This window comes from Synechocystis sp. LKSZ1, from assembly GCF_040436315.1.
Classification (GTDB): Bacteria; Cyanobacteriota; Cyanobacteriia; order Cyanobacteriales; family Microcystaceae; genus Synechocystis.
In genome coordinates this window covers 1040544-1064379 of record NZ_AP031572.1, presented here as the reverse complement: position 1 = coordinate 1064379, position 23836 = coordinate 1040544, and the positions used below count along the sequence as shown (strand labels likewise).

The following is a 23836-nucleotide window of genomic DNA, read 5'->3' as shown; positions in this document are numbered from 1 at the left end:
AAAACAGCGATGGTGAGCAGTTATCTAGCGATTAAACGATCTCTCAAGCATTGTTTCTGCGTTAACCTTCTACTATTCCCTGGCCTGGAGCGAAGTCCACAATGCCTTTCTCTTCCTTCCGTCGGTGCATTTACTGGTTACTGGTTTTTGCCGGATGGAGCGGCCTATCCCTCCCCTCCCTGGCCCAGATTACGGCCGCTCCCGATGGTACGGGGACAGTAGTCAATCAACATAACAACCAATTTGATATCAGCGGCGGAACCCAAGCCGGGCAGAATTTATTTCACAGCCTACGAGAATTTGGCCTGACCCAGGAACAAATTGCTAACTTTCTGACCAATCCCCAAATTCGTAACATCTTGACCCGCGTGGTAGGAGGGGATGCTTCCCTGATCAATGGTCTGATCCAGGTTTCGGGGGGCAACTCGAATTTATTCATCATGAATCCGGCTGGATTTATTTTTGGGCCGAATGCTCGTTTAAATCTTACTGGTGATTTTGCCGTTACCACCGCCACCGGCATCGGCTTTGAGCAGGACAAGTGGTTTAATGTTGTAGGCCGTCCTGACTACGCCCAGTTAACAGGTAATCCCAATCAATTTGCCTTTGACTTGGCCAATCCAGCGGCCATCATCAATACGGGAAATCTCTCGGTGGCCGAGGGCCAACACCTCTTGCTGGTGGGGGGCTCTGTGATCAATACGGGAACACTGAAGGCTCCTGGCGGTGACATTACCATTGCCGCTATTCCCGGCACCAATCGCGTCCGCCTATCCCGGCCAGGCAATTTAGTCAGCTTGGAGCTAGAGCTATCCCCCAGCACGATTAGTACCCAAGGGATTAATCCCCTCGACCTACCCACTCTACTGACCCAGGGGGCCCAAAAACTGGATCCGCAATTGGCTAATCAGGCCCTAGTCCCCAGTGCAACGGCCCAGGTAGGAGGAACACTGGATACCCAGGCTACAAAGGGCGGCAATATCACTGTTGTTGGTAATCAAGTTCAACTCCAGGGGGCCACCCTCAACGCCTCTGGAAGTCAGGGCGGTGGAACGATTCGTCTGGGGGGAGATGCCCAGGGCCTGCCCAGTTTGCCTGCGTCTCAGCAGACGATTGTGGATGCCAACTCCCGTCTAAACGTAGATGCTAGCCAACAGGGAGACGGCGGTCAGATTGTGGTCTGGTCAGAACAGAATACTCGCTTCCAGGGAACAGCCACTGCCAGGGGAGGGCCACTTGGCGGAGATGGAGGCCAGGTGGAAACCTCCGGAAAAAGGGCATTAGATGTTCGGGGAGCGACGGTTTTGGCCGGGGCTACGGCGGGGGCCAATGGCCTGTGGCTGCTCGACCCCCAGAATGTTTTTATTGGTAGTAATGGCACGATTACTCCGTTCCAAATTGAAAATACCCTCGATAGCGGCACCAATATCACGATTACGACAGCAGGTTCTGGTACTGAAGCTGGAGATATTTACCTACTCAATTCGATCTTTCAATCCGGGGGCGGAAGCGCAACTCTCCGCTTAACGGGACGCTTATTCGTGCAGGACGCTGACATCGTACCGACCATCAATTTAACCAGTACGGGTGGCTTGATTTTTGATTTAAATGCGGTTAATGGCGATATCAGTCTTCCCCAGGAACTGGGCCAATCCTTACAGAGTGCCCATGATGCCATCGGTGATGTGGCCGGAACTGTGGTGATTAATCTTGGCCCTGGCCTGGGTTTTTATCAGAAGGGGTCTCCCCTCGTTTTCTCTAAGGCCCTCAGCATCAACGGCAATGGAAGCCAGACTTTTCTTGATGGTGCGGGAGTAGCTAGTGTTCTTGAAATTTTGCCTACGGCCAACGTCAAACTAGCGAATCTTACGATTCAGAATGGTAATGCTAGTTCCGGGGGAGGGATTTACAACGACGGTGGCATTGTTAATCTGACCAGTGTTTTGCTGTCTGGTAATCAGGCCAGTTTCGGGGGAGGAATTTATAACCTTGGTGGAACTGCCACTATCGATAGTAGTACTTTGTCTTTGAATCAGGCTACCACTGGCGGTGGGATTTACAACGATGGCGGAACTGTCACCCTAAGCAATAGTACTATCTCTTTTAACCAAAGCTCAGATGGTGCAGGCCTGTATAACTATCTTGGAACAACCTCGATCGATAATAGTACTCTGTCTCAAAATCAGGCTAGCGTATCTGGGGGGGGGATCTACAATGATCTCGGTATAGTTAACCTCAGCAATAGTACGCTAATTGATAACAAAGCTGAAAGCGCTGGCGGAGGCATTAAAAACGTACTAGCAACGTTGAATATCAGTAATACAACTCTGGCCAATAACCAGGCTGGTGATACGGGTGGTGGTCTATTGAGTAGTGATGGCCAGGTCACTATCAAAAATAGTACTTTTTATAACAATACAGCTCGGCAACTGGGTGGAGCAATCTCCTACAAGAGCGAAAGTTCAACAGCTAGTATTACCAACATCAATAGCAGTACGATTTTTGGCAACACAGCCCAGTCGGGTGGCGGTCTCTACGGAGAGAATAGCGTCGTGAGTCTGCAAAATACCATTGTCGCGGGCAATAGCGGAGCCTTTCCCGATGTCCAGGGCGATGTGATTGACCAAGGCAATAATTTGATCGGCAATAACAATGGGAGCAATGGCTTTTCCCTTAGCACTCTGGTGGGAACGGAAAGTAATCCCCTTAATCCCGTGCTCTCGGCCTTGGGTAACTATGGTGGCAGTACACCAACTCTGGCTCTACTTCCCGGTAGTCCTGCCATTGATGCCGGGGGCTCTGGGGCCGAATCAACGGATCAGCGAGGCATTACTGCAGTTGGCCCGCGTGATATCGGGGCCTTTGAGTCCAGAGGTTTTACGGTTACAGTCCTGCCCGATAGTACTCCCCAGTCAGCTCCTGTGGGCTCAAGTTTTAGCAATCCCTTAGGCCTCCAGGTTACTAGTCCCTTTGGAGAGCCAGTGGAGGGCGGTCTGGTGACATTCCTGGTGCCAGAATCAGGCCCGAGCGCCATCTTACCGAGCCAAACATTAAGCCTAGACAGCAGTGGTTTTGTTCGTACCGGGGCCAACGCCAACACCGTGGCGGGAAGTTATAGCGTCATTGCTAGCGCCCCAGGCCTAAATGACACCGTCTTTGATTTAACCAATACCTTGTATACCAGTCTGGTGGTGGATCAACTAGGCGATATTTTTGATGACGTGCTCACTCCCGGCAATGTCACCCTACGCGAAGCCATTACCTATACGGACACAGGAGGAACAGTTCAATTTAACCCGGCCCTAAGTGGTAACAGCATCTTGTTGGCCCTCGGAGAACTGCAAATTGATAAAAATTTAACCATTACTGGCCTGGGAGCCGAAAATTTGGCGGTGCAGGGCGATGGCGCTAACCGGGTTTTTAACATCTTTGGCGAGGGAGTTATTGCCAACATTGAGGGTCTGACTATTACTGGCGGCAATACCCCCGGTCAAGGCAGTGATCCAGGGGGTGGTGGCCTTTTGGTTGGAACAGGTAGCACGCTCAATCTAAACAATAGCGTGGTGGTTAATAATCGAACCAATCTTTCAACCGGTGGAGGGATTGACGTGCTTTCGGGGGGGAACCTTAACGTCAGTGATAGTACTATTGCCAACAATTATGCCGGCTTTTTTGGAGGAGGGATCGCCAACCAAGGTACGGCCAATATCATCAATAGCAAACTGGAGAATAATTACACTGAGACTGCAGGGGGAGGAATCAGTAATTTGGGGGTAGCACTCCTCACCCTAGACAATGGCATTGTCTCTAATAACGCTACGAGCGCCACTGGTGGTGCTGCTGGACTTCTCAATGGAGGAACAGCAATAATTACCCGTAGCACGTTTACAGGGAACCAAGGGGGAGAAGCAGGGGGCGGCGCTATTACCAATGGTGGCACTGTCAGCCTGAGCGATAGCACTATTGTCAATAATAGTGCTATTAGTGCTGGTGGGATTTATAATCGGGGTCAGAATGCCGTTTTTACCATTACCAACAGCCTTATTTCCGAGAACAATGCTACCTCCATCGCAGGGGGAATTTGGAATGGTGAGGGTGCAATTCTCAATATCAGTCTCAGTACGTTATCAGACAATCGTGCAGGTGATGCAGGTGGCGGGTTCCGAAATTTCGGAGGAAGTGTCAACTTAACGGATAGCATTCTAAGCAATAATACTGCCGATCGAGGCGGTGGAATTTACAATAGTGTTCAGTCTCTTACAGATGGACAAGTTGTTAATTTCTCTGAGATTAAAATTATTAGTACTTCTTTGGCAGATAATACGGCTCGCCAAGGGGGAGGAATTTATAACCAAGGTGGCCTGATTAGCATTACCGATAATAGTCAACTGACAGGTAATACAGCTAGCGAAGAAGGCGGCGGAATTTTTAACAGCAATTATGTTAGTACTGATCAGTTGGTTACTGCCGGTCAAGTTTCTATTATCAACAGTAGTCTTTTAAGAAATGAGGCTTCAACCGGCGGTGGCATCAACAACACCGGTTTAGGAGCTACGGTTAATATCACCAATGGTACTCTTGCCAATAATATTGCCAATACTCAGGGCGGAGGAATCATTAATAATAATGGCAGCTTAACTATTGCAGACAGTATTCTCTCCGATAATCAGGCCCAATCTTCTGGGGGAGGTCTTTATAACAATTCCGGCACGGCTTCTCTCACCAACGTAAACTTTGCTCGTAATGCTTCAGATATCGGTGGTGGACTCTTTAATTTAGATGGGGTTCTCACGGTTTCTGGCGGTAGTTTTTCCAGTAACTCAGCGAGCCAAGGTGCGGGATTATACAACATTAATACGACTGAAATCCCTATTACTGAAACTGGATTAGTCACTCTCACTAATACCACCTTTACAGATAATGTTGCGACTCTAGAGGGAGGAGGAATTTACAACTTTAAGGGTGAGATTAATGCGAGTGCGATAACCGTATCTGGTAACAAAGCCGATGCCGGTGCTGGTCTTTACAATAACAGTGGCACTGTCACCCTTACCAATAGTTCTTTTGCGAATAATGTCGCTGGAGCGGGGGGAGGCATCTTTAACTTGTCAGGAACCCTAACTCTTTCAGATAGTACGATTCTCAATAATCAGGCCAACCAAGGAGGCGGTATTTATAATTTAGGAGGCTTGACTAATATCAACAATACAACCATCCTGGGCAACCTGGCTGACACTGGTGCGGGCATCTATAACCAAAAATTAACCACTCCTCAGGAACAGCCCGGTCTTTTAGGCCTAACCAGCCTTACTGGCACAGATATTGAAAGTGATAGCCCTTTGACCTTCTCAGGAACTAGCAATTTGGGCGGATTAATTCGTAGTCAAGGTTCTCAAACTTTTACTGGCCCCGTCGTTTTAATTAAAGACTTGACTTTGACTACGACGGATAACACTGATATTCGCTTTGGAGGTACTATTAATAGCCAGGTAGATAGTAGCAGTTCTTTTTATAATCTTACGATTAATACCGGAACTGGAAATATTACAGCTAATGAAGCTATTGGTGATCAACAATCTCTCGGTCTGGTTACAGTAAATAGTGGTGGTTTAACGCAATTCGATCAGACGATCAATGTCAATGAATTAAACACAGATGCCATCGGACAAACCAACCTGAAGGGGGATGTAACCACAACCAATAATCAGACCTATGGTGATGCAGTTACCTTAGAAGGCAATCGTACTCTAACGGGGAATAACGTCACTTTCCAAAATACGGTAAGTGGCCCTGGGGACTTGACGGTTAATGCTTCAGGAACCACAGAATTGGGTGGCGCGGTTGCTGTCCAAAGTCTGACAACGGATGCTCCCGGTCAAACCAATCTAAAAGCCAATGTAACCACAACTAATAACCAGACCTATGGTGATGCAGTTACGTTAGAAGGCAATCGCACCCTCAGTGGCCAGAATGTGACTTTCCAAAATACGGTGAGTGGCCCTGGGAATTTAACAGTTAATGCTTCGGGAACCACAGAATTGGGTGGCGCGGTTGCTGTCCAAAGTCTGACAACGGATGCTCCCGGTCAAACCAATCTAAAAGCCAATGTAACCACAACTAATAACCAGACCTATGGTGATGCAGTTACGTTAGAAGGCAATCGCACCCTCAGTGGCCAGAATGTGACTTTCCAAAATACGGTGAGTGGCCCTGGGAATTTAACAGTTAATGCTTCGGGAACCACAGAATTTGCTGGTGCAGTTGCTGTCCAAAATCTCACAACTGATGCTCCCGGTCAAACCAATCTAAAAGCCAATGTAACCACAACTAATAACCAGACCTATGGTGATGCAGTTACGTTAGAAGGCAATCGTACTCTGACGGGTAATAACGTTACTTTCCAAAATACGGTAAGTGGCCTTGGTGATTTAACCGTAAATGCTTTGGGAACCACAGAGTTTCAAGGTGCGGTTTCTGTCAATAACCTGGTAACCGATGCTCCCGGCCAAACCAATCTGAAAGCAAACGTAACAACAACCAGTAATCAAACCTATGGCGATGCAGTGACGTTAGAAGGCAATCGTACTCTGACGGGGAACAACGTCACTTTCCAAAATACGGTGAGTGGCCCTGGGAATTTAACAGTTAATGCTTCGGGAACCACAGAATTTGCTGGTGCAGTTGCTGTCCAAAATCTCACAACTGATGCTCCCGGTCAAACCAATCTAAAAGCCAATGTAACCACAACTAATAACCAGACCTATGGTGATGCAGTTACGTTAGAAGGCAATCGTACTCTGACGGGTAATAACGTTACTTTCCAAAATACGGTAAGTGGCCTTGGTGATTTAACCGTAAATGCTTTGGGAACCACAGAGTTTCAAGGTGCGGTTTCTGTCAATAACCTGGTAACCGATGCTCCCGGCCAAACCAATCTGAAAGCAAACGTAACAACAACCAGTAATCAAACCTATGGCGATGCAGTGACGTTAGAAGGCAATCGTACTCTGACGGGGAACAACGTCACTTTCCAAAATACGGTGAGTGGCCCTGGTGATTTAACGGTTAATGCTTCAGGAACCACAGAATTTGGTGGCGCGGTTGCTGTCCAAAGTCTGACAACGGATGCTCCCGGTCAAACCAATCTAAAAGCGAATGTAACCACCACTAACAACCAGACCTATGGCGATGCCGTTACGTTAGAAGGCAATCGTACTCTGACGGGGAATAACGTCACTTTCCAAAATACGGTGAGTGGCCCTGGGGATTTAACGGTTAATGCTTCAGGAACCACAGAATTTGGTGGCGCGGTTGCTGTCCAAAATCTGACAACTGATGCTCCCGGTCAAACCAATCTAAAAGCCAATGTCACCACCACTAATAACCAGACCTATGGTGATGCGGTGACGTTGACAGGCAATCGCACTCTGACGGGGAATAACGTCACTTTCCAAAATACGGTGAGTGGCCCCGGGGATTTAACGGTTAATGCTTCGGGAACCACAGAATTGGGTGGTGTAGTTTCTGTTCAAAATCTGACAACGGATGCTCCCGGTCAAACTAATCTAAAAGCGAATATCACAACAACTAATAACCAGACCTACGGCGATGCGGTTACGTTAGAAGGCAATCGCACTCTGACGGGTAATAACGTCACTTTCCAAAATACGGTGAGTGGCCCTGGGGATTTAACGGTTAATGCTTCGGGAAGCACAGAATTGGGAGGTGCGGTTGCTGTCCAAAGTCTGACAACGGATGCTCCCGGTCAAACCAATCTAAAAGCGAATATCACAACAACTAATAACCAGACCTACGGCGATGCGGTTACGTTAGAAGGCAATCGCACTCTGACGGGTAATAACGTCACTTTCCAAAATACGGTGAGTGGCCCTGGGGATTTAACGGTTAATGCTTCGGGAACCACAGAATTGGGAGGTGCGGTTGCTGTCCAAAGTCTGACAACGGATGCTCCCGGTCAAACCAATCTAAAAGCGAATATCACAACAACTAATAACCAGACCTACGGCGATGCGGTTACGTTAGAAGGCAATCGCACTCTGACGGGTAATAACGTCACTTTCCAAAATACGGTGAGTGGCCCTGGGGATTTAACGGTTAACGCTTCGGGAACCACAGAATTGGGTGGCGCGGTTGCTGTCCAAAGTCTGACAACGGATGCTCCCGGTCAAACTAATCTAAAAGCGAATGTCACAACCACTAACAACCAGACCTACGGCGATGCGGTTACGTTAGAAGGCAATCGTACTCTGACGGGTAATAACGTTACTTTCCAAAATACGGTGAGTGGCCCTGGGGATTTAACGGTTAACGCTTCGGGAACCACAGAATTGGGTGGCGCGGTTGCTGTCCAAAGTCTGACAACAGATGCTCCCGGTCAAACCAATCTAAAAGCGAATGTCACAACCACTAACAACCAGACCTACGGCGATGCGGTTACGTTAGAAGGCAATCGTACTCTGACGGGTAATAACGTTACTTTCCAAAATACGGTGAGTGGCCCTGGGGATTTAACGGTTAACGCTTCGGGAACCACAGAATTGGGTGGCGCGGTTGCTGTCCAAAGTCTGACAACAGATGCTCCCGGTCAAACCAATCTAAAAGCCAATGTAACCACCACTAACAACCAGACCTACGGCGATGCGGTTACGTTAGAAGGCAATCGTACTCTGACGGGGAATAACGTCACTTTCCAAAGTACGGTGAGTGGCCCCGGGGATTTAACGGTTAATGCTTCGGGAACCACAGAATTGGGTGGCGCGGTTGCTGTCCAAAGTCTGACAACGGATGCTCCTGGTCAAACTAATCTAAAAGCCAATGTCACAACCACTAATAACCAGACCTATGGCGATGCGGTTACGTTAGAAGGCAATCGTACTCTTAGTGGCCAGAATGTGACTTTCCAAAATACGGTGAGTGGCCCTGGGGATTTAACGGTTAACGCTTCGGGAACCACAGAATTTGGTGGTGCAGTTGCTGTCCAAAATCTGACAACGGATGCTCCTGGTCAAACTAATCTAAAAGCCAATGTCACAACCACTAATAACCAGACCTATGGCGATGCGGTTACGTTAGAAGGCAATCGTACTCTTAGTGGCCAGAATGTGACTTTCCAAAATACGGTGAGTGGCCCTGGGGATTTAACGGTTAACGCTTCGGGAACCACAGAATTTGGTGGTGCAGTTGCTGTCCAAAATCTGACAACGGATGCTCCCGGTCAAACCAATCTAAAAGCGAATGTCACAACCACTAATAACCAGACCTATGGTGATGCGGTGACGTTGGCAGGCAATCGTACTCTGGCGGGTAATAACGTCACTTTCCAAAATACGGTGAGTGGCCCTGGGAATTTAACGGTTAATGCCTCGGGAACCACAGAATTTGACCGCGTAGTTACCATTGATAATTTAGCCACCGATGCCGCAGGCAAAACAGTGCTCAAGGGAGATGTTATAACCTCAGGAAATCAGATCTTTAATGATGCCGTGGTTTTCAATGGGGAGCGTCGTTTGCAAGGCAATAATCTGATTTTTAACAGTTCGGTTAGCAGTAATCAGGGCCTGGCGGTAACCGCTACTACTCAAACCCAATTCAATGCTGGTCTGACGGCGGCTAGCCTAGATATTCAGGGCCCTACTCAAGTCGCAGGAACGTTAACCACAACAGCAGGCCAAATCTTTAACGGCAATGTGACTTTAGGTGGCCCAACGATTCTTCGCAGTGGCACAAATCTTCAAATCTTGGGAGACATTAGTGGCCGATTTGATTTAACAGCAATTGCTCAAAACAACATCCTGATGCAAGGGGTTACGCTTTCGGGGATAGAACCCCGTGGCCTTGATCTCACAGCAAACACGGGAGCGATTACTACCCAGGCTTTGAGTACAGCAGGAGGGCCGATAACGCTTAACGCACCGGGCAGTATTACCACTGGTGCTATTAACACGTCGGGTCAAACCGGCGGCGATCTCCTGATTCGTAGTGGTAGCAGCACGTCAATTACAACAGGAACCATTGACACTAGCGGAAGAAACGCTAATGGCGGTAATGTCGTCTTAGAAGCGCCGGGGAATATTACCGTTGTCTCTATCGATGCCCAGGGGGCTAACCAAGGCGGAAGTATAGACATCACAACGGAGGGCTTTTTCCGAGCAACAGGCCGCTTTATTGCTCAAGATGATAATGAGGCGAGTCTGTCTACCATCGGCCCTGAAGGTGGCGGCGGCATTACAATTCGCCACGGTGGTAATGGAACCGTGCCTTTTACCGTTGGGGATGCTCAACTGAATGGAACCGATAGCAGAATTGTGAGCAGTAGCAATAACCTGAGTCCAACTAACCAATATTTTCCCAGCAAAATCGAAGGCAATATTGCGATCCTCACCAATGCCCCTATCCCCCCGGATAACCGCCCGCCGGTCATACCGAATCCGCCAACCGATAACCCCAATAATAATCCCCGTCCTGAGCCGCCCACTGTAGAAGGGCCAGTCAAAGACAACGAAATTATTCTGACGGCCAATGAATGTGCGATTAATGCCAACTGCCAAGTGGTTCAGCCACCGCCGCCCCCCACCTGCTGTGATTTTGCGCTTAGCTCCCTAGATTTATACCATGCCCTAGATAACAAGTTAACGAAGGATTTTACCGACTATGATCCTTCTTTGAGAGCCTATTCTGAGGTCGATCCCCAGGCCTTGCTGAAGACCATTGGCGCCGAGACTGGGGTTAACTCCGCTTTAGTTTATGTTTACTTCTATGCCAATACACCGGACAACGAGGCCCTCTGGCATTTGGGGGAAGGCCCTGGCCAGTTTATTCCTCCCAACCTTAATCCCCGAGCTGATGACCGTTTAGCCCTGATTGTAGTGACCAGCCAAGGTATTCTACCGCCGATCAAAGTCCCTAATGTCACTCGCAGTGAGCTAACCCGTGTCATTAGTCAATTCCAGCAAGATTTAGTGGCTCTCGCGCCCCTGGCTACCTACCGATCTCAGGCCAGCGCCCTCTACCAATGGCTCATCGAACCCATCAAAGACACCATTCGTTCCCAAGGCGTGGCCCACTTGAGCTTTATCCTAGACCGAGGCCTGCGTGCCCTACCCCTGGCGGCCCTGTACGACAATGCCAATCAACAATATTTGGTGGAGCAATATAGCCTCAACCTTATGCCCAGTCTTTCCTTGACCAATGTGACGCGGGAAAATATTCGCAATGCAACTGTTTTGGCGATGGGGGCCCAGAGCTTTGCCAAGCAGTCCCCTTTACCATCCGCTTCCGTCGAGATTCAAGAGATCGCGAAAAATCTCTGGCCAGGGCAAATTTATCTCGACCAATCCTTTACCGTTCAAAACCTGAAGGATGCCCTGGCTAGCCAACGCTATCGCCTCGTTCACCTAGCCACCCATGGTGAGTTCCAATCCAGCCAACGCAACTCCTTTGTGGTCTTTAGTGACCGCAATCTCAGCCTGGATGAATTTGCCCAACTGGGCCTAGACCAACCCATTGATTTGTTGACCCTATCAGCGTGTAAGACAGCCTTTGGGGATTTTAATGCTGAACTGGGTTTTGCGGGCCTGGCGGTGAAAACGGGGGTGCGGACGGCTATTGGTAGTCTATGGTATGTCAGCGATTCGGGAACTTTGGCCCTAATGACTAGTTTCTATGACCGTCTGCGTCAAGCTCCCATTAAAGCCGAGGCTCTGCGTCAGGCCCAACTCGGTTTACTGCGAGGAACGGTGCAGGTGGCGGACGGCCAATTAAAACTAGAATCTGGACAAACCGTTTCTCTCCAGACCCTACCTGCTTCAGTTCGTCAGGAGTTTGCCCAAAAAGACCTGCGGCATCCTTACTACTGGAGTGCCTTTACCCTGATTGGTAATCCTTGGTAATCGTCATTTGTCAACCCATTGTGAGGAGTACATCAATGCAAAGGCCCGTCGTCAAGGGACTCACCCTCGTTAGCACCTTCGTTCTGCTGTTAAGTGCCAGTAGCTTTTCCCTGCGGGCCCAATCGATTACCGACCTAGACACTCAAGATGATTCCCATCTCTTAGAAAAAATTGGCCCCACAGAGCCAGCCCCGCCGGTTCTGGATACCCCAGCCCCTGAGGTTCCGGCGGCTCCCCCTGAGGTTTGTCCGGCGGCTCCCATCTCCTCCTCGATCACGGCAACTGAGCCGCTACCCTGGCTGACCCTAGTGGTGGATAATCGCCCCCTGACTCTCCAGTTGCAAGGGGGAACGGTGTTTAAACCGGAGGATTTACAGGCCCTGCCCAGTATCCAGGCCCTGCTCCCCTCTCCAGGAACCCAATCCCTGAGTTTTGCCGAGTTTCAACGTCTCTACCGTCGGCTAGCAGAAGCCATCACTCAGCATTACCTGAACCTGGGCTACATTACTTCCCAGGCCTTGGCCGCCCCCCCCCAGGCCCTGCCCCCAGAGGGCAAAGCGACCCTCCGCATCCAAGAGGGCCAATTGGGCTCCCTGCGTATTGCTGGTAGAGAACGACTCCGCCTCAGTTACCTCTGCCAACGAGTGGCCCTCGGCACCAGTCCCCCCCTAAACATTGGCCAGATTGAATCCCAACTGCGCCTGTTGGAGCAGAATGAAACCATTGCGGAAGTGGGGGGCAATTTAAGCGATGCGGGGGAAGTGGGCCGGAGTATCTTGACCGTGACGGTGAAGGAGGCCCCTCGGTTCGAGGCCAATCTGAGTTTTGACAACTATTCTCCTGTTAGTCTCGGTTCTGAACGCCTGGGGCTCGGCCTGGGAGTCAACAACTTGACAGGCCTGGGAGATCAACTCTCGGGCACCTACTACGTTTCCACTACCGGCGGTTTGGATCTGGCGGATTTTATTTACCGTGTCCCCCTTAATCCCATGGATGGAACCCTACAATTACGGGCTATTCCCTCCTGGACGCGCGTTACCCAGGCCCCCTTTGATGTGCTTGAGATTACTGGCACCAATCCGGTCTATGAAATTAGTTTTCGCCAACCGCTGATTCGCTCCCTAGAGGAGGAATTTGCCCTGTCGGTGGGGTTTCGTTATCAGGATGGTCGTACCCTGGGCCTGGGCCGCCCGGAATTATTAGGCAGTAGCCGGACAAGTGTTTTCCAGTTTGGCCAGGATTACCTCCGCCGAGACCCAGGGGGGATTTTTTACCTACGTTCTCTGTTCAATATTGGCACGGGGCTCTTTAATGCCACTAGTAATGGTGAGGCCCTACCGGATGGTCAATTCTTTAGTTGGCTTGGCCAGGCCCAGCGCATTCAACGCTTGGGTAATGACCATCTGTTGATTCTCCAGGCCGATCTGCAACTCACCCCCGATAGTTTGTTGCCCGATTACCTCTTCGTCATTGGTGGGGGCCAGTCGGTGCGGGGTTATCGCCAAAATGCTCGCTCCGCTGATAATGGTTTTCGTTTATCCGTCGAGGATAGAATTACCTTGGCCCGTAACGACCGTAATGAATCGATTTTTGAACTGGCCCCATTTCTGGATTTTGGAGCCGTTTGGAATAGTGCTGGTAATCCCACCCAATTACCTAGCAACAATGTGCTGTTTGGCCCGGGTTTAGGGCTGATCTGGAACCAGGCCCTGGGGGTTGATGGCCTGAGTTTGCGCCTTGATTACGGGATTCCTGTTGTTTCCCTCGCGGATCGAGGCAATAATCTCCAGGATGACGGTATCTATTTTCAACTCAACTACCGGCCGCCCCTGGGCCGTTAAGACCGACGATTAGCGCAGACTGGCGGATTGAATTAATAACAGGCCCCCGGCTCCCAGACCCAGTAAATTGGGGAGCCAGGCCGCCATAAAGGGACTGAGCACGCCCCAGATGCCCATGGACTCACATAAAAATGACAGTAGATAGTAGGAAAAAATCAGGCCCACGCAGATACCAAAGCTAGTAGCCTTGCTGGTATTTTGGGGACGAATGCCAATGGAGGCCCCCACCAGACCAAAGACAAAACAGACAAAGGGCAAGGCATATTTGGCCTGGATACGCACTTCTAGCTTGCGAATTTTCTTCTCATCGCCACTGAGACGCAACATCTCTAGATAGCGCTTGGCCTGGGCAATACTCATTTCGCCATCCTTACGGTCTTGATTGGCCAGGTCGAGGGGGGCCCGGGGCAGGGCCAACTGTTGATGACGAAAGCGCACAATATTGCGGTAGGAACCATCGGGGGCGATTAAGTACACCGTGCCATCGTAGAAATCCCAGGTATTTTGGGCAATATTCCAGTTGGCCGAGCGAGCTGTTAGAACTTGATTGACTCCACTTTGGGTTCGGTCGAGAATAGTTAGGCCCTTCATCGTTTCCCCGTTGAATTCCTCAGCGTAAAAGAGGCGCGTTAAGACGGTTTGTTCATTGCCATCAGGCAGGCGAACCTTACCATATTCAGGGTAAATAATATTAAACTGCTGAGTCGGAGGTCGGTCTTGGTTAACTGCTTTTTCGAGGGTTACTAGGGCCTCGTAATTGGCGGCCGGAGTCACTTGGTCATTGAAAATAAAGGCAATACCGGTCACCATCAGGCTAAACAACACCGCTGGCACCACCAGACGATAAATACTGACCCCAATACTGCGGAGGGCGATCACCTCACTATCGCTCGATAGGCGGCTATAGGCCATTAAGCTGGCCAAGAGCATTGACATGGGAAAGGCCAACACGATAAAAGCAGGCATCTTTAAAAACAAGATCTTGACCGCAATCGTCAAGGGCAGGCCCGACTCTGTTACCCGCCGCACCAAGTCAAACAAGGTACCAATAGACAGGGCCAACGACGTAAACAGGCCCATGCCAAACAAAAAAGGTAGTAGTAACTCCAGGAAGATATAGCGATCCATCACCGAAACAGACGGCAGGGCAATGGAGACTTTTTGTGCGCTAGGGGCCATGGACGACTACCAACGAAGGGAATGGGTTAAAGCTGAAACTTTTCACCAAGATAATACTGACGCACGAGAGGATTGCTATAAAGTTCCTCCGCACTACCCGAAGCCAAGATTTGGCCATCCCGCATAATATAGCCCCGGTGGGTAATAGCGAGGGTTTCTCGCACATTATGATCGGTGATTAAAATACCCATATTGCGTTCTCCTAGCTGGGCAATCATCGCCTGAATTTCCGCAACCGCAATGGGATCAACCCCGGCAAAGGGTTCGTCCAGCAATAAAAACTGGGGGCCATTCATCCCCACTGCCAAGGCCCTGGCCAATTCCGTACGTCGCCGTTCCCCCCCAGAGATCTGAGACCCTTTGGTATAGGCTACTTTTTCAAGGCGGAATTCCGCAAGCAATTGTTGCAGTCGATGCCGCCGCTGGGGAGGGGAAACCCCCGTTTGTTCTAGGGCCAGGAGGATGTTGTCCTGGACATTGAGGTGACGAAAAACACTGGCCTGTTGGGTCAAATAGCCCAGACCCAGATGGGCCCGCTCATTGAGGGGGAGATGAGTAATATCTTGTTGATTCAGCCAGACCCGACCCGTATTCGGTTTCAGGAGGCCAGTCGCAATGTAAAAGGTCGTGGTTTTGCCCGCACCGTTGGGGCCTAAGAGGCCAACAATTTCCCCTGGTTCAACCCGGACATTGACCCGATTGACGACACAGCGCTTGCCATAGAGTTTATGAATATTGTCTAGAACCAGGGTCACAGTTTACTTTGCTCAGGAAAAAAGGGAAGGAAAGCGGCGTAGGCGCGATGGTATTAATTGGTCTGAACAGAGATCTTGGCTAGGGGGCCGGATTGAGGGGAGGCAGGGCCGGCAGACCATCATCGGGTACCACCGCAGGATTTGGATTATTGCCTGAATTACCGTTTTCTTTGGTTTCCTCGACCAGGTAGATCGATTCAACCTGCTGATTGGCCTGGGGATTGGCCACAAAACGGCCCTCGTCCACCAGATAGGTCATGGTTTCCGCTCGCATGCTGTTCCCCTCCTGGAGAACATAGACATTGCCACTCAAGACCAGACGGCGTTCTCGACTATAGTACTGAGCCTGGGATGCCGTTGCTTGCATTTTACGGGCAGGATAGTAAACTTGGACGTTACCTCTGGCGGTAACCACGCCGGTTTGGGAGTTGGCCTCCTGGATATCCGAGCGGACGGTCATGGGGCTAGATGGGGCAGGCGCTTGGGCAATGGCCCGTTGCCAGCCGTAACTGCCTACGAACAAACAGCCTAAACTGGCCCCCCAGAGCAGAAAGGTCCAGGGCCGACGCTGGCGACACGGAGAAGAAGCCGGAGGAGTCGAGGTCTGCCGAAGCGGAGAAAAGAACCACATGATGAGTCAGGAAAACATCAGCTTTTAGCTTATCCGATCCGTGGAGATTTTAGCGCAGGGAGCAGACGGCCTTGGCGCTTGGCCCACGAAATGACCCCGCTCATCTCTGGGATAGACGGACGGGATCAACACTAGCGATGTTCCTGACCCTAGTGGTGACAGGTACAGCCATGATGGCCGCAACCATCCCCACTGATATGGCCATTGGCGCAGGCCTCACTACAGTAGGGTTTGCCCTCTTTCATCACGGCCTTGGACAAGTCAACGATGCAGAGGCAGGACTCACAGGCACATTTCATTTGAGTAACGGTAGTCATAGCGTGACTCCTAAACAATGAAGGTTATTTTAACCTTAACATCTGAACAGCTATTCAGGTATTGTGTCGCCAAATTGTCACAAATCTTGGCCTTGTCTCGGGTCACTCGTTCACCGGACGCCTAGGTATTTATGAGTCTGGAGGCTAAGTTGCCACTGGGGATGGGCCAAAATGTAGTCAACAATTAGGGTTTGGCCCTCGGGGCTGTTCCACTCTGGTTGGAGATATTTCAAAGTTTCTGCTGAAACCTGTTTGGCCTGTGCTTCAGCCCAAGCGAGGTCTTGGGCATTGGTAATCACTACCTTGAGTTCTTGGGCCTGGTGATAAAGGCTGGGATGGGGCGGCTTGTAGGGTTTTGGAGAGAGGGTAATCCAGTCAAACTCGCCGGTGAGAGGATAGGCCCCGGAGGTTTCGAGATGGAGTCGGAGCTTTGTTTCTCTCAAGGCCGTCGTTAACGGTTGAAGATTATGAAGAAGGGGTTCTCCTCCAGTGATCACCACCATGGCCGGTTGATGCTCTACAGCCAAGCGGTTTAGGTCGGAAGCATCAACCTGGGGATAGCGGTCAGCCCGCCAGGTTTCCTTTTGGTCACACCACGGGCAATGAACATCACACCCTCCCAGGCGAATGAAAAAGGCATTGGATCCGGCCCAGCGGCCTTCTCCCTGGAGGGAATGAAAGGTTTCGACAACGGGATAGGTTATGGTAGATACTGCCGTCATGGTTAAATAATTTTCGCTGGCTTGTCGTCGTTCCGGTGGAAGGCCAGTCTAATTGCTCAGGTTACCCGTCAATTGTACGCCCCCCTAGGATAAGTCCCATGAAACTATCGCCCCAGGCCTTGATGAACAACACTATCGTCCGCTGGTGGATTGTGGGCATTGTGTTCATGGTGCTTAATATTGTCTTGCTAGATTGGTTTAAACAGTCTCTGGGAATGTCCTTGAGTTGGGCCTCGGTTTTATCGGCAGAAGTTTGTACCATCACCCGCTACGTTGCCAATGATTACTGGGTCTTTGGTAATCCTTATCCGACCTGGAAACGCTGTTGGGAATATCATGTCGCAAACTTCTCTAGCTTTTTTGTTTGGAACTTTATCCTGATCGCCCTGGGCAGCAAGTTAGGAGTTCATCACATGGTGGCAGCGATTATTGCTACCGTTGTTTCCGTTGGTTTGAGCATGGTGACTAACTTTCTCTGGGTCTGGCGCCCTAAACCCTCCAAATCGGGCGAGTCGGAGGTGGGGACCTATGCAACCGCTCGCGAAGAAATTTCCTCTTTGCCACCCCGTTAAATCAGTGTAATCTTCGTTACAATTTTGGGCCCTGGACTTCGGTTAGGGTGGGGCAAAATTATTTACAATCAAACTTCAACCACGCCCTTTACCTGTCCTCGGTTCATTCCTTTGTTGCTCCAAGCTGATGGATTGTCGTCACATTCAATTTTCCCTCGATAAAGAACGAGTTGACCTCCACCAACTCCAAAACCTATTTAAGATCACTGCCTTTTGGGGCCAAGACCGTAGCCTAGAAGACCTGGCCCTGGCTATTCGCCATAGTGACCCCGTAGCTACGGTGTGGGATCAGGCCCATTTGATTGGCTTTGCCCGGGCAATTTCCGATGGGGTTTATCGGGCGACGCTCTGGGATGTGTTGATTCATCCTCGCTACCAAGGGGCCGGCCTCGGCCGTAAGCTAGTGCAAACCGTATTGGCCCATCCCCACCTGAATCGCGTTGAGCGGGTTTATTTGATGACCACCCACCAGCAAAAATTCTACGAACGCATTGGTTTTCGAGAAAATCCCACCACGACGATGCTGTTGACGACCTCCCCGGAAGTGGACGAAATTCTGGAAATCTTGCCCTCAGCGGTCAATCCCCTAGAGGAATCGGCCCTACCGGAATTGGCCTAGACGATACTGCCCCGCTTGCGGGCCTCTTTGTAGGAAATGCCAACATTATGGAGGCCAGCTTTGATCATTTGCTGTTCCAGCAGGGCAAAAAAGCGAGCCCGGTCGCCACTGCGGACAACGGCCTGGTTGTGAGCTTCCGCCAGGGCCACAGGATAGCCAAATCCCTTATTCACCTGGGCCAGGAGAATTGCCAAGGAGCGGCCTAGGAGGTCTTGATCCTCCGCTACCCAAGCCGGAAATTCTACCCGAGCAATTTCGGCGCCCACGTTCACATAGCAAAAGTAAATGCGTTGGCTGGCGGGGTAGAGATCTAAAATGCGCAGGGAACTGCGCCAGAGGGGACTCCGTTGGCCCGGGGCCAGTAACTGTCGCCAAAACTGACTGTCCCGCAGAGGGTCAAATACTTGGCAAGGGGTTTTTTCCTCCCGTTCTTGGTAGTGATGACAGTGCTGAGCACAGTGGGGTTGGTCGTAGGAACAGGCCTGGAGTCGTAATAGGTTCAAGGCCTCGCTACTGCGGGAAGCACTCAGATAGCCAATCAGGGGCACACCGACCTTGCGAAGAGATTCCCAGGCGGCCAGAATGGGGGTCAAAATTTGGTCACGGGCCTCTAGGGGCAGGCCTTCTAGAAACCAATAAATTAGGGAGCCGTCCACCAGGGCCAAGTTGGGTTCACTGTGGGGGCCAGGGGGATTAACCCAACGGCAGGCCATCTCGGCTAAAAATTGGGCCTCTAGGACGGTGCGGCGGTAGCCCATCCAATCTTCCGTGCGAATGCCCCACTGCCGCGAAACGTAGAGGTCTTCCGGTCTATAGTACACTTCTGGGATACTATCAATTAGGGGATGGCGATTTTGGCCGTAGTGGAGCATGATACGGCCAATGTTGATCAAATAACAGTAGGCAATTTCATGGTGGGACGGCGCAATCTGGGAGCCATCGGTGGCAAAAATGCTATGACTGACTGGCGGCGTACTAATCACCGGACGAGTATCCAAGGGTTCCACCGGTAGAGCCACAGAAAAGAAAAGGCGGTCAGAAAATTGTTGGGCAGTACGAACCAGTTCAGTCTGGTGTTCCTGGGCTTGTTGCCAGAGGATTAGGGCTTGGTCGAGACGTTGACGGCTGGCGGTGGCCTCGGCTTTAAAGTGTTGACTCATTCCGGGAAGATCACCAGCGATTTTGGCAAGATTGAGCATGATCTACGGTTCCATGGTGGGAGAGAGCCAATTCGTCCAAGGCTCTGGCCATTGGACTAATGTCAGTAAATGCAGACGGGCATCCCGCTGGGCCTGCTGGTGTTCCTGAGGGGTGTTGTAGCCCCAGTCAGCGAGGAACAGTTGCAGACCCTTTAACTCCGAGCGTTGGGTAATGGCCTGGAGAGTCGGTAAGCGGTCTTCCACAAACCATAATTTTTCTGGGGGACAGGCATGGCGCTGGAGAATTTGGCCTAGGGTCAAGGCTTTGGCCTGCTTAATTTCTTTACCAATGATCTGCTGGGAGGGCAAATTTATGCCTTTTTGAGCCAAAAGGGCCTGAATAAACCGTCCTTCCTTAGTACTAATCACATACACCTGGGGCTGGCCCTGGGCCAACCAAGTTTTGAGGGGGCCAATAATGCCGGGATAGAAATGATGGTGGTCGAGCCAATCCGGTAAATTTTCGGCAATCCACTGGTCACGCACCTGGTCTAGGGTTTGGATTAACTGCTGACGGTCTAGTTGCTCTTGGGTCAACAGTTGGGAAACCAGTTCCGGCCAATGGCCTTGAATTTCGGCTTCGGAATGGCCCAGAACTAAGGCCCGTAAAAGTAGCGTCATTTCCCAGCCGGTTTCAATGATCGGCCGGAGTCGATAGAAGGCCTGGGCGTAATCATCGAGGCCCTGGGGGTGCATCGAGGGCCAAAGCTGATGGTAACAACGCTGGCTGGCCTGGAAATATTCCGCTAGGCCATCACAGAGAACCCCATCGAAGTCGAGGGCAATAATGTCTGGGCAAGGTTGATTGAGGCAGTTAGTCATAGGGGGCGAGGGCCTGGGTACCTTCAAGATAAAATAAAGCCCAGGGGAATCAACAGGATTTATGACCGATAAATATCAAAATAAGTACCGCATTACCTCGATTCGTTTGCCCCATTGGGATTATCGATACATTCACAACAATCCCCTGCAATGGCACCTGGATCGCCATGGGGCCATGGGGGACTGATTTTTTGTGACCTTCTCTAAATCTAGTCTCAATTACCGACATCTCGGCCTATTGACCCTGGCGGCATTCGGCCTATTTTTGCTGAATCTAGGCCAAGTGGCCCTGCGGGATTGGGATGAAGGCTACTATGCCACCGTCAGTCAGGATATGTTCCAGCAGGGAGAATGGTTGTTTCCTCTCTACCAAGACCAGCCCTTTCTGCTCAAACCCCCCCTGCTTTTTTGGCTGATACAGGCCAGCTATCACCTCGGCGGCATTCATGAATGGACGTCTCGGTTCCCTTCGGCATTTCTATCGGCCTTGGCGGTTCCCCTCCTCTACCTCCTGGGGCGAGAACTGTTTTCCCAATCCATTACGGCTCTCTTTTCGGCCCTGGTCTATTTGACACTCCTGCCGGCAGTGCGTCTGGGCCGTTTAGCTATGTTCGATGGCATGATTAACACCTTCTTAGTTGGAGCCCTGTGGTGTTTACTCAAGGGTTTTCAGAAACCTCCTTGGCTGTTGGGGGTGGGCCTCGGTCTCGGCTTGATTGCCCTTTCCAAGGGCGTTTTGGCTTTGGTTTTTGCGAGCCTGATGCTTCTGTTTATTCTTTGGGAAAAACAGGGCCATATTCTGGGGCGCTGGGAATTATGGCTGGGCCTATTGTTAGGCTTTAGCCCGATTCTGCTGTGGTATGGCCTGCAGATTCAGACCTATGGGCAGGAATTTATTCAGGTGCATTTCCAGGCCCAAACTATAGATCGTTTAGCTACCGCCGTTGAAGGCAATAGTGGCCCGCCTTGGTTCTACTTGGTTGAAATAGCTAAATATTCCGCCCCTTGGCTGTTTTTTGCCCTGCCGGGTCTGTACTGGGCCCTGCAGAAGCGGCGAGAACGCTGGGCCAAGGTTGTTTTCATTTTTGGTCTGGGTTTTGGTGGCATCATTTCCAGCATGTCCACCAAATTGCCTTGGTACGTTCTGCCGGTTTATCCTAGTTTTGCTCTGGCAACGGGGTACTACCTCACCCAACTCTGGCAATCCCCCAAGGCCTATCCCAAATTCCTGGGCGCCCTATTGTCCCTCGCGACGGCCCTTGTCCTAGTGGCCTTAGTCTACTTTACCTGGCTAGATTTTCAACCCTGGCTAATCGGCTTAAGTCTGACCCTGACTCTGAGTTTGGCCCTGGCTAGCACTCTCTTTCTGCGGAGCCAGCGCCAGGCCATTCCCGTGTTGATCGGGGGCTTGTACCTTACCTTGGCAGTTCTGATGGCCTCGCCCCTTTGGAATTGGGAATTAAATGAAGCCTTTGCCGTTAAGCCGGTGGCGGCCCTGATTGCCCAATTTACGCCCCAAAAAACGACGATCTATACTTCCTTTGCCTACAGCCGGCCCAGCTTGGATTTTTATAGTGACCGTCTGGTGTTGGCCGTCAGCCGTGAACGTCTTCGGGAATTGGCCCAATCTCCTCATTATTTCCTGCTGGATGACGCGGCCCTGGAAGAACTCTCTCTGCCATCAGCCCAATCCCTGGGACGGTCTGGTAACTTTACTTTAATTAAATCCGCTTCTCCTCCTGCATGAAACGCGCCCTTCTCACCGTTATCACTCTCTTATCGCTGGTTCCCTTTGTGCTTTCCCTAGTGCATAGCCTGGGGGAATTACAAGTCCAGCCGGAGCTAGAGCTGGCCCAAACCAATCTGGTACTAGAGGCCATGGCCGGATCAGCGGAATCGAGCTTAGAACAGCGGTTGCCATCCTGGATGCTGACCGAAACCTCCTATCCATCGGCCCTGGCCCAGTACGAAAAAAGCTTGACGGAACTCCAGGCCTACCATCGGCAACTAGCGGCCCTGGCCAATCCCTCCGACCCCACCCCGACGAACGTCGCCCAGGCCCAACAGCGCCAGAAAAGTCTCCAGCAAAATGAAAAAAATCAGCAATCGATCCACCTACGACTGGGATTGTTAGAAGCTGTCCAGGGCCGGCGAGACTCCGCTCAAGACCATTGGCAAGCCGTCATCACCCAGGATCCGAGTTCCCCCATTGCTCAAACCGCCCAGGTCCTGCAACAACTCTGGAGTAATCCTCCTCAGGTGGTCTCCCAGGCTGAAACCCTGTTAACGAGCCAACTATCTGGTTGGTTCCAACGGCAGGCCCTGCAACGCCTCTATGGCCTAGAACAACAGCCGGCTAAGCAACAGGCCCTTGCTCAACAGACACAAGCGGCAGCCCGCCAGGCTCTGCTCAAATTAGCCCTGCTCAGTGCCTTGCCCTTGGCCGGTGGCCTTCTAGGGGTTCTGTTGGCCCTAGGCCTCCTGGTACAGTGGTTTCTTAAAAAAGATCAAGCCATTCTGGCCCACAATGCCCATCAAGCCTGGGAAACGCCCTGGGATTGGCAAATTATTTGGCAGGTGTTGGCGGTGGGTTTTCTCTTTCTCGGCCAAGTGGCCCTGCCCCTGGGTTTTAGTTTTCTCCACCTTAATAGTCAGGGATTAGGCCTGCGGGAAAAGGCCCTGTTCGTCTTGGCCAGTTATTTGGCCCTCGCCTTAGGGGGTCTGGCGGTATTGTATTTTTCTCTGCGGCCCTACCAGCCCTGGCCAGCGGATTGGTTCACTGTGCAATGCAGTGGGAGGGCCTTATTTTGGGGTCTTGGTGGTTACTGTGTGGCCTTACCCTTGGTCGTGCTCGTTTCCCTGCTCAATCAACAGATCTGGCAGGGTCAAGGTGGCAGTAATCCCCTCCTGACCTTGGCCCTGCAGGCCCAGGATAAATGGGCCTTAGCTATCTTTTTTGTCACCGCTTCGATCCTGGCCCCCATCTTTGAGGAGATTATGTTTCGGGGCTTTCTCCTGCCGTCCTTAACCCGCTATATCTCTGTCAGTGGGGCCATTGTAGTTAGCAGTTTTGTCTTTGCAATTGCCCATCTAAATCTTTCGGAGGTGTTACCCTTGGCTGTGTTAGGGGCAATTCTGGGTCTGGTCTATAGCCGCTCCCGTAACCTCCTAGCTTCGATTACGCTCCACAGTTTATGGAACAGCGGCACGTTGCTCAGTCTCTTTATCCTGGGGAGTGGGGGTTCCCTCTCCAGCTAAATTCTTGGGTTA

14 protein-coding genes are annotated in these 23836 nt (G+C 51.0%); 7 read left to right on the top strand and 7 right to left on the bottom strand.

All coding sequences use genetic code 11. The features are described from left to right. The first annotated feature begins 101 nt into the window (after window positions 1-101). Complete coding sequence (locus tag ABXS88_RS05085; RefSeq protein ID WP_353674100.1) at window positions 102-11909, top strand: CHAT domain-containing protein; 11808 nt, start codon at window positions 102-104, stop codon at window positions 11907-11909. A 35-nt stretch (window positions 11910-11944) separates the two neighbouring features. Further along, window positions 11945-13750: a ShlB/FhaC/HecB family hemolysin secretion/activation protein gene (locus ABXS88_RS05080; RefSeq protein ID WP_353674099.1), complete on the top strand. Its 1806-nt coding sequence runs from the start codon at window positions 11945-11947 to the stop codon at window positions 13748-13750. A gap of 9 nt (window positions 13751-13759) precedes the next feature. Here the strand turns inward: ABXS88_RS05080 and ABXS88_RS05075 are convergent, their stop codons facing one another. The 5 genes from ABXS88_RS05075 to ABXS88_RS05055 form a co-directional block, all read right to left on the bottom strand. Then, the gene (locus ABXS88_RS05075) at window positions 13760-14929 is read right to left on the bottom strand and encodes an LptF/LptG family permease (RefSeq protein ID WP_353674098.1); all 1170 of its coding nucleotides are present in this window, start codon (window positions 14927-14929) and stop codon (window positions 13760-13762) included. A 26-nt stretch (window positions 14930-14955) separates the two neighbouring features. Then, window positions 14956-15684 (bottom strand): LPS export ABC transporter ATP-binding protein, encoded by a 729-nt coding sequence (lptB, locus tag ABXS88_RS05070; protein ID WP_353674097.1) that lies wholly within the window; start codon window positions 15682-15684, stop codon window positions 14956-14958. 79 nt (window positions 15685-15763) lie between these two features. Beyond that, window positions 15764-16315: an LptA/OstA family protein gene (locus ABXS88_RS05065; RefSeq protein ID WP_353674096.1), complete on the bottom strand. Its 552-nt coding sequence runs from the start codon at window positions 16313-16315 to the stop codon at window positions 15764-15766. A 149-nt stretch (window positions 16316-16464) separates the two neighbouring features. Then, window positions 16465-16632 carry a metallothionein gene (locus ABXS88_RS05060; RefSeq protein ID WP_353674095.1) on the bottom strand — a complete coding sequence of 56 codons (168 nt, stop codon included), beginning with the start codon at window positions 16630-16632 and terminating at the stop codon, window positions 16465-16467. 110 nt (window positions 16633-16742) lie between these two features. After that, window positions 16743-17354: a 7-carboxy-7-deazaguanine synthase QueE gene (locus ABXS88_RS05055; RefSeq protein WP_353674094.1), complete on the bottom strand. Its 612-nt coding sequence runs from the start codon at window positions 17352-17354 to the stop codon at window positions 16743-16745. 98 nt (window positions 17355-17452) lie between these two features. Here ABXS88_RS05055 and ABXS88_RS05050 point away from each other — a divergent pair, with 98 nt between their 5' ends. Next, complete coding sequence (locus ABXS88_RS05050; protein ID WP_353674093.1) at window positions 17453-17926, top strand: GtrA family protein; 474 nt, start codon at window positions 17453-17455, stop codon at window positions 17924-17926. Between the two features lie 127 nt (window positions 17927-18053). Further along, window positions 18054-18545 carry a GNAT family N-acetyltransferase gene (locus ABXS88_RS05045; protein ID WP_353674092.1) on the top strand — a complete coding sequence of 164 codons (492 nt, stop codon included), beginning with the start codon at window positions 18054-18056 and terminating at the stop codon, window positions 18543-18545. Here the strand turns inward: ABXS88_RS05045 and ABXS88_RS05040 are convergent. Together ABXS88_RS05040 and ABXS88_RS05035 are read right to left on the bottom strand one after the other, a co-directional pair. Further along, window positions 18542-19744, bottom strand: coding sequence for a DNA double-strand break repair nuclease NurA (locus tag ABXS88_RS05040; protein ID WP_353674091.1), 1203 nt, complete (start codon window positions 19742-19744; stop codon window positions 18542-18544). The genes ABXS88_RS05045 and ABXS88_RS05040 overlap by 4 nt on opposite strands. A gap of 3 nt (window positions 19745-19747) precedes the next feature. Next, on the bottom strand, window positions 19748-20566 hold the full coding sequence (locus ABXS88_RS05035; protein WP_353674090.1) for an HAD family hydrolase: 819 nt from the start codon (window positions 20564-20566) through the stop codon (window positions 19748-19750). Between the two features lie 61 nt (window positions 20567-20627). Here ABXS88_RS05035 and ABXS88_RS05030 point away from each other — a divergent pair, with 61 nt between their 5' ends. Genes ABXS88_RS05030 through ABXS88_RS05020 form a run of 3 tightly spaced genes read left to right on the top strand, consistent with a single transcriptional unit; the run spans window position 20628 to window position 23824 of the window. Further along, window positions 20628-20753, top strand: coding sequence for a hypothetical protein (locus tag ABXS88_RS05030; protein WP_353674089.1), 126 nt, complete (start codon window positions 20628-20630; stop codon window positions 20751-20753). Between the two features lie 6 nt (window positions 20754-20759). Beyond that, the gene (locus tag ABXS88_RS05025; protein WP_353674088.1) at window positions 20760-22313 is read left to right on the top strand and encodes a glycosyltransferase family 39 protein; all 1554 of its coding nucleotides are present in this window, start codon (window positions 20760-20762) and stop codon (window positions 22311-22313) included. Beyond that, entirely contained in the window at window positions 22310-23824 is a 1515-nt protein-coding gene (locus ABXS88_RS05020) for a type II CAAX endopeptidase family protein (protein ID WP_353674087.1), read from the top strand. Before ABXS88_RS05025 ends, ABXS88_RS05020 begins: the two co-directional genes overlap by 4 nt. Window positions 23825-23836 lie beyond the last annotated feature (12 nt).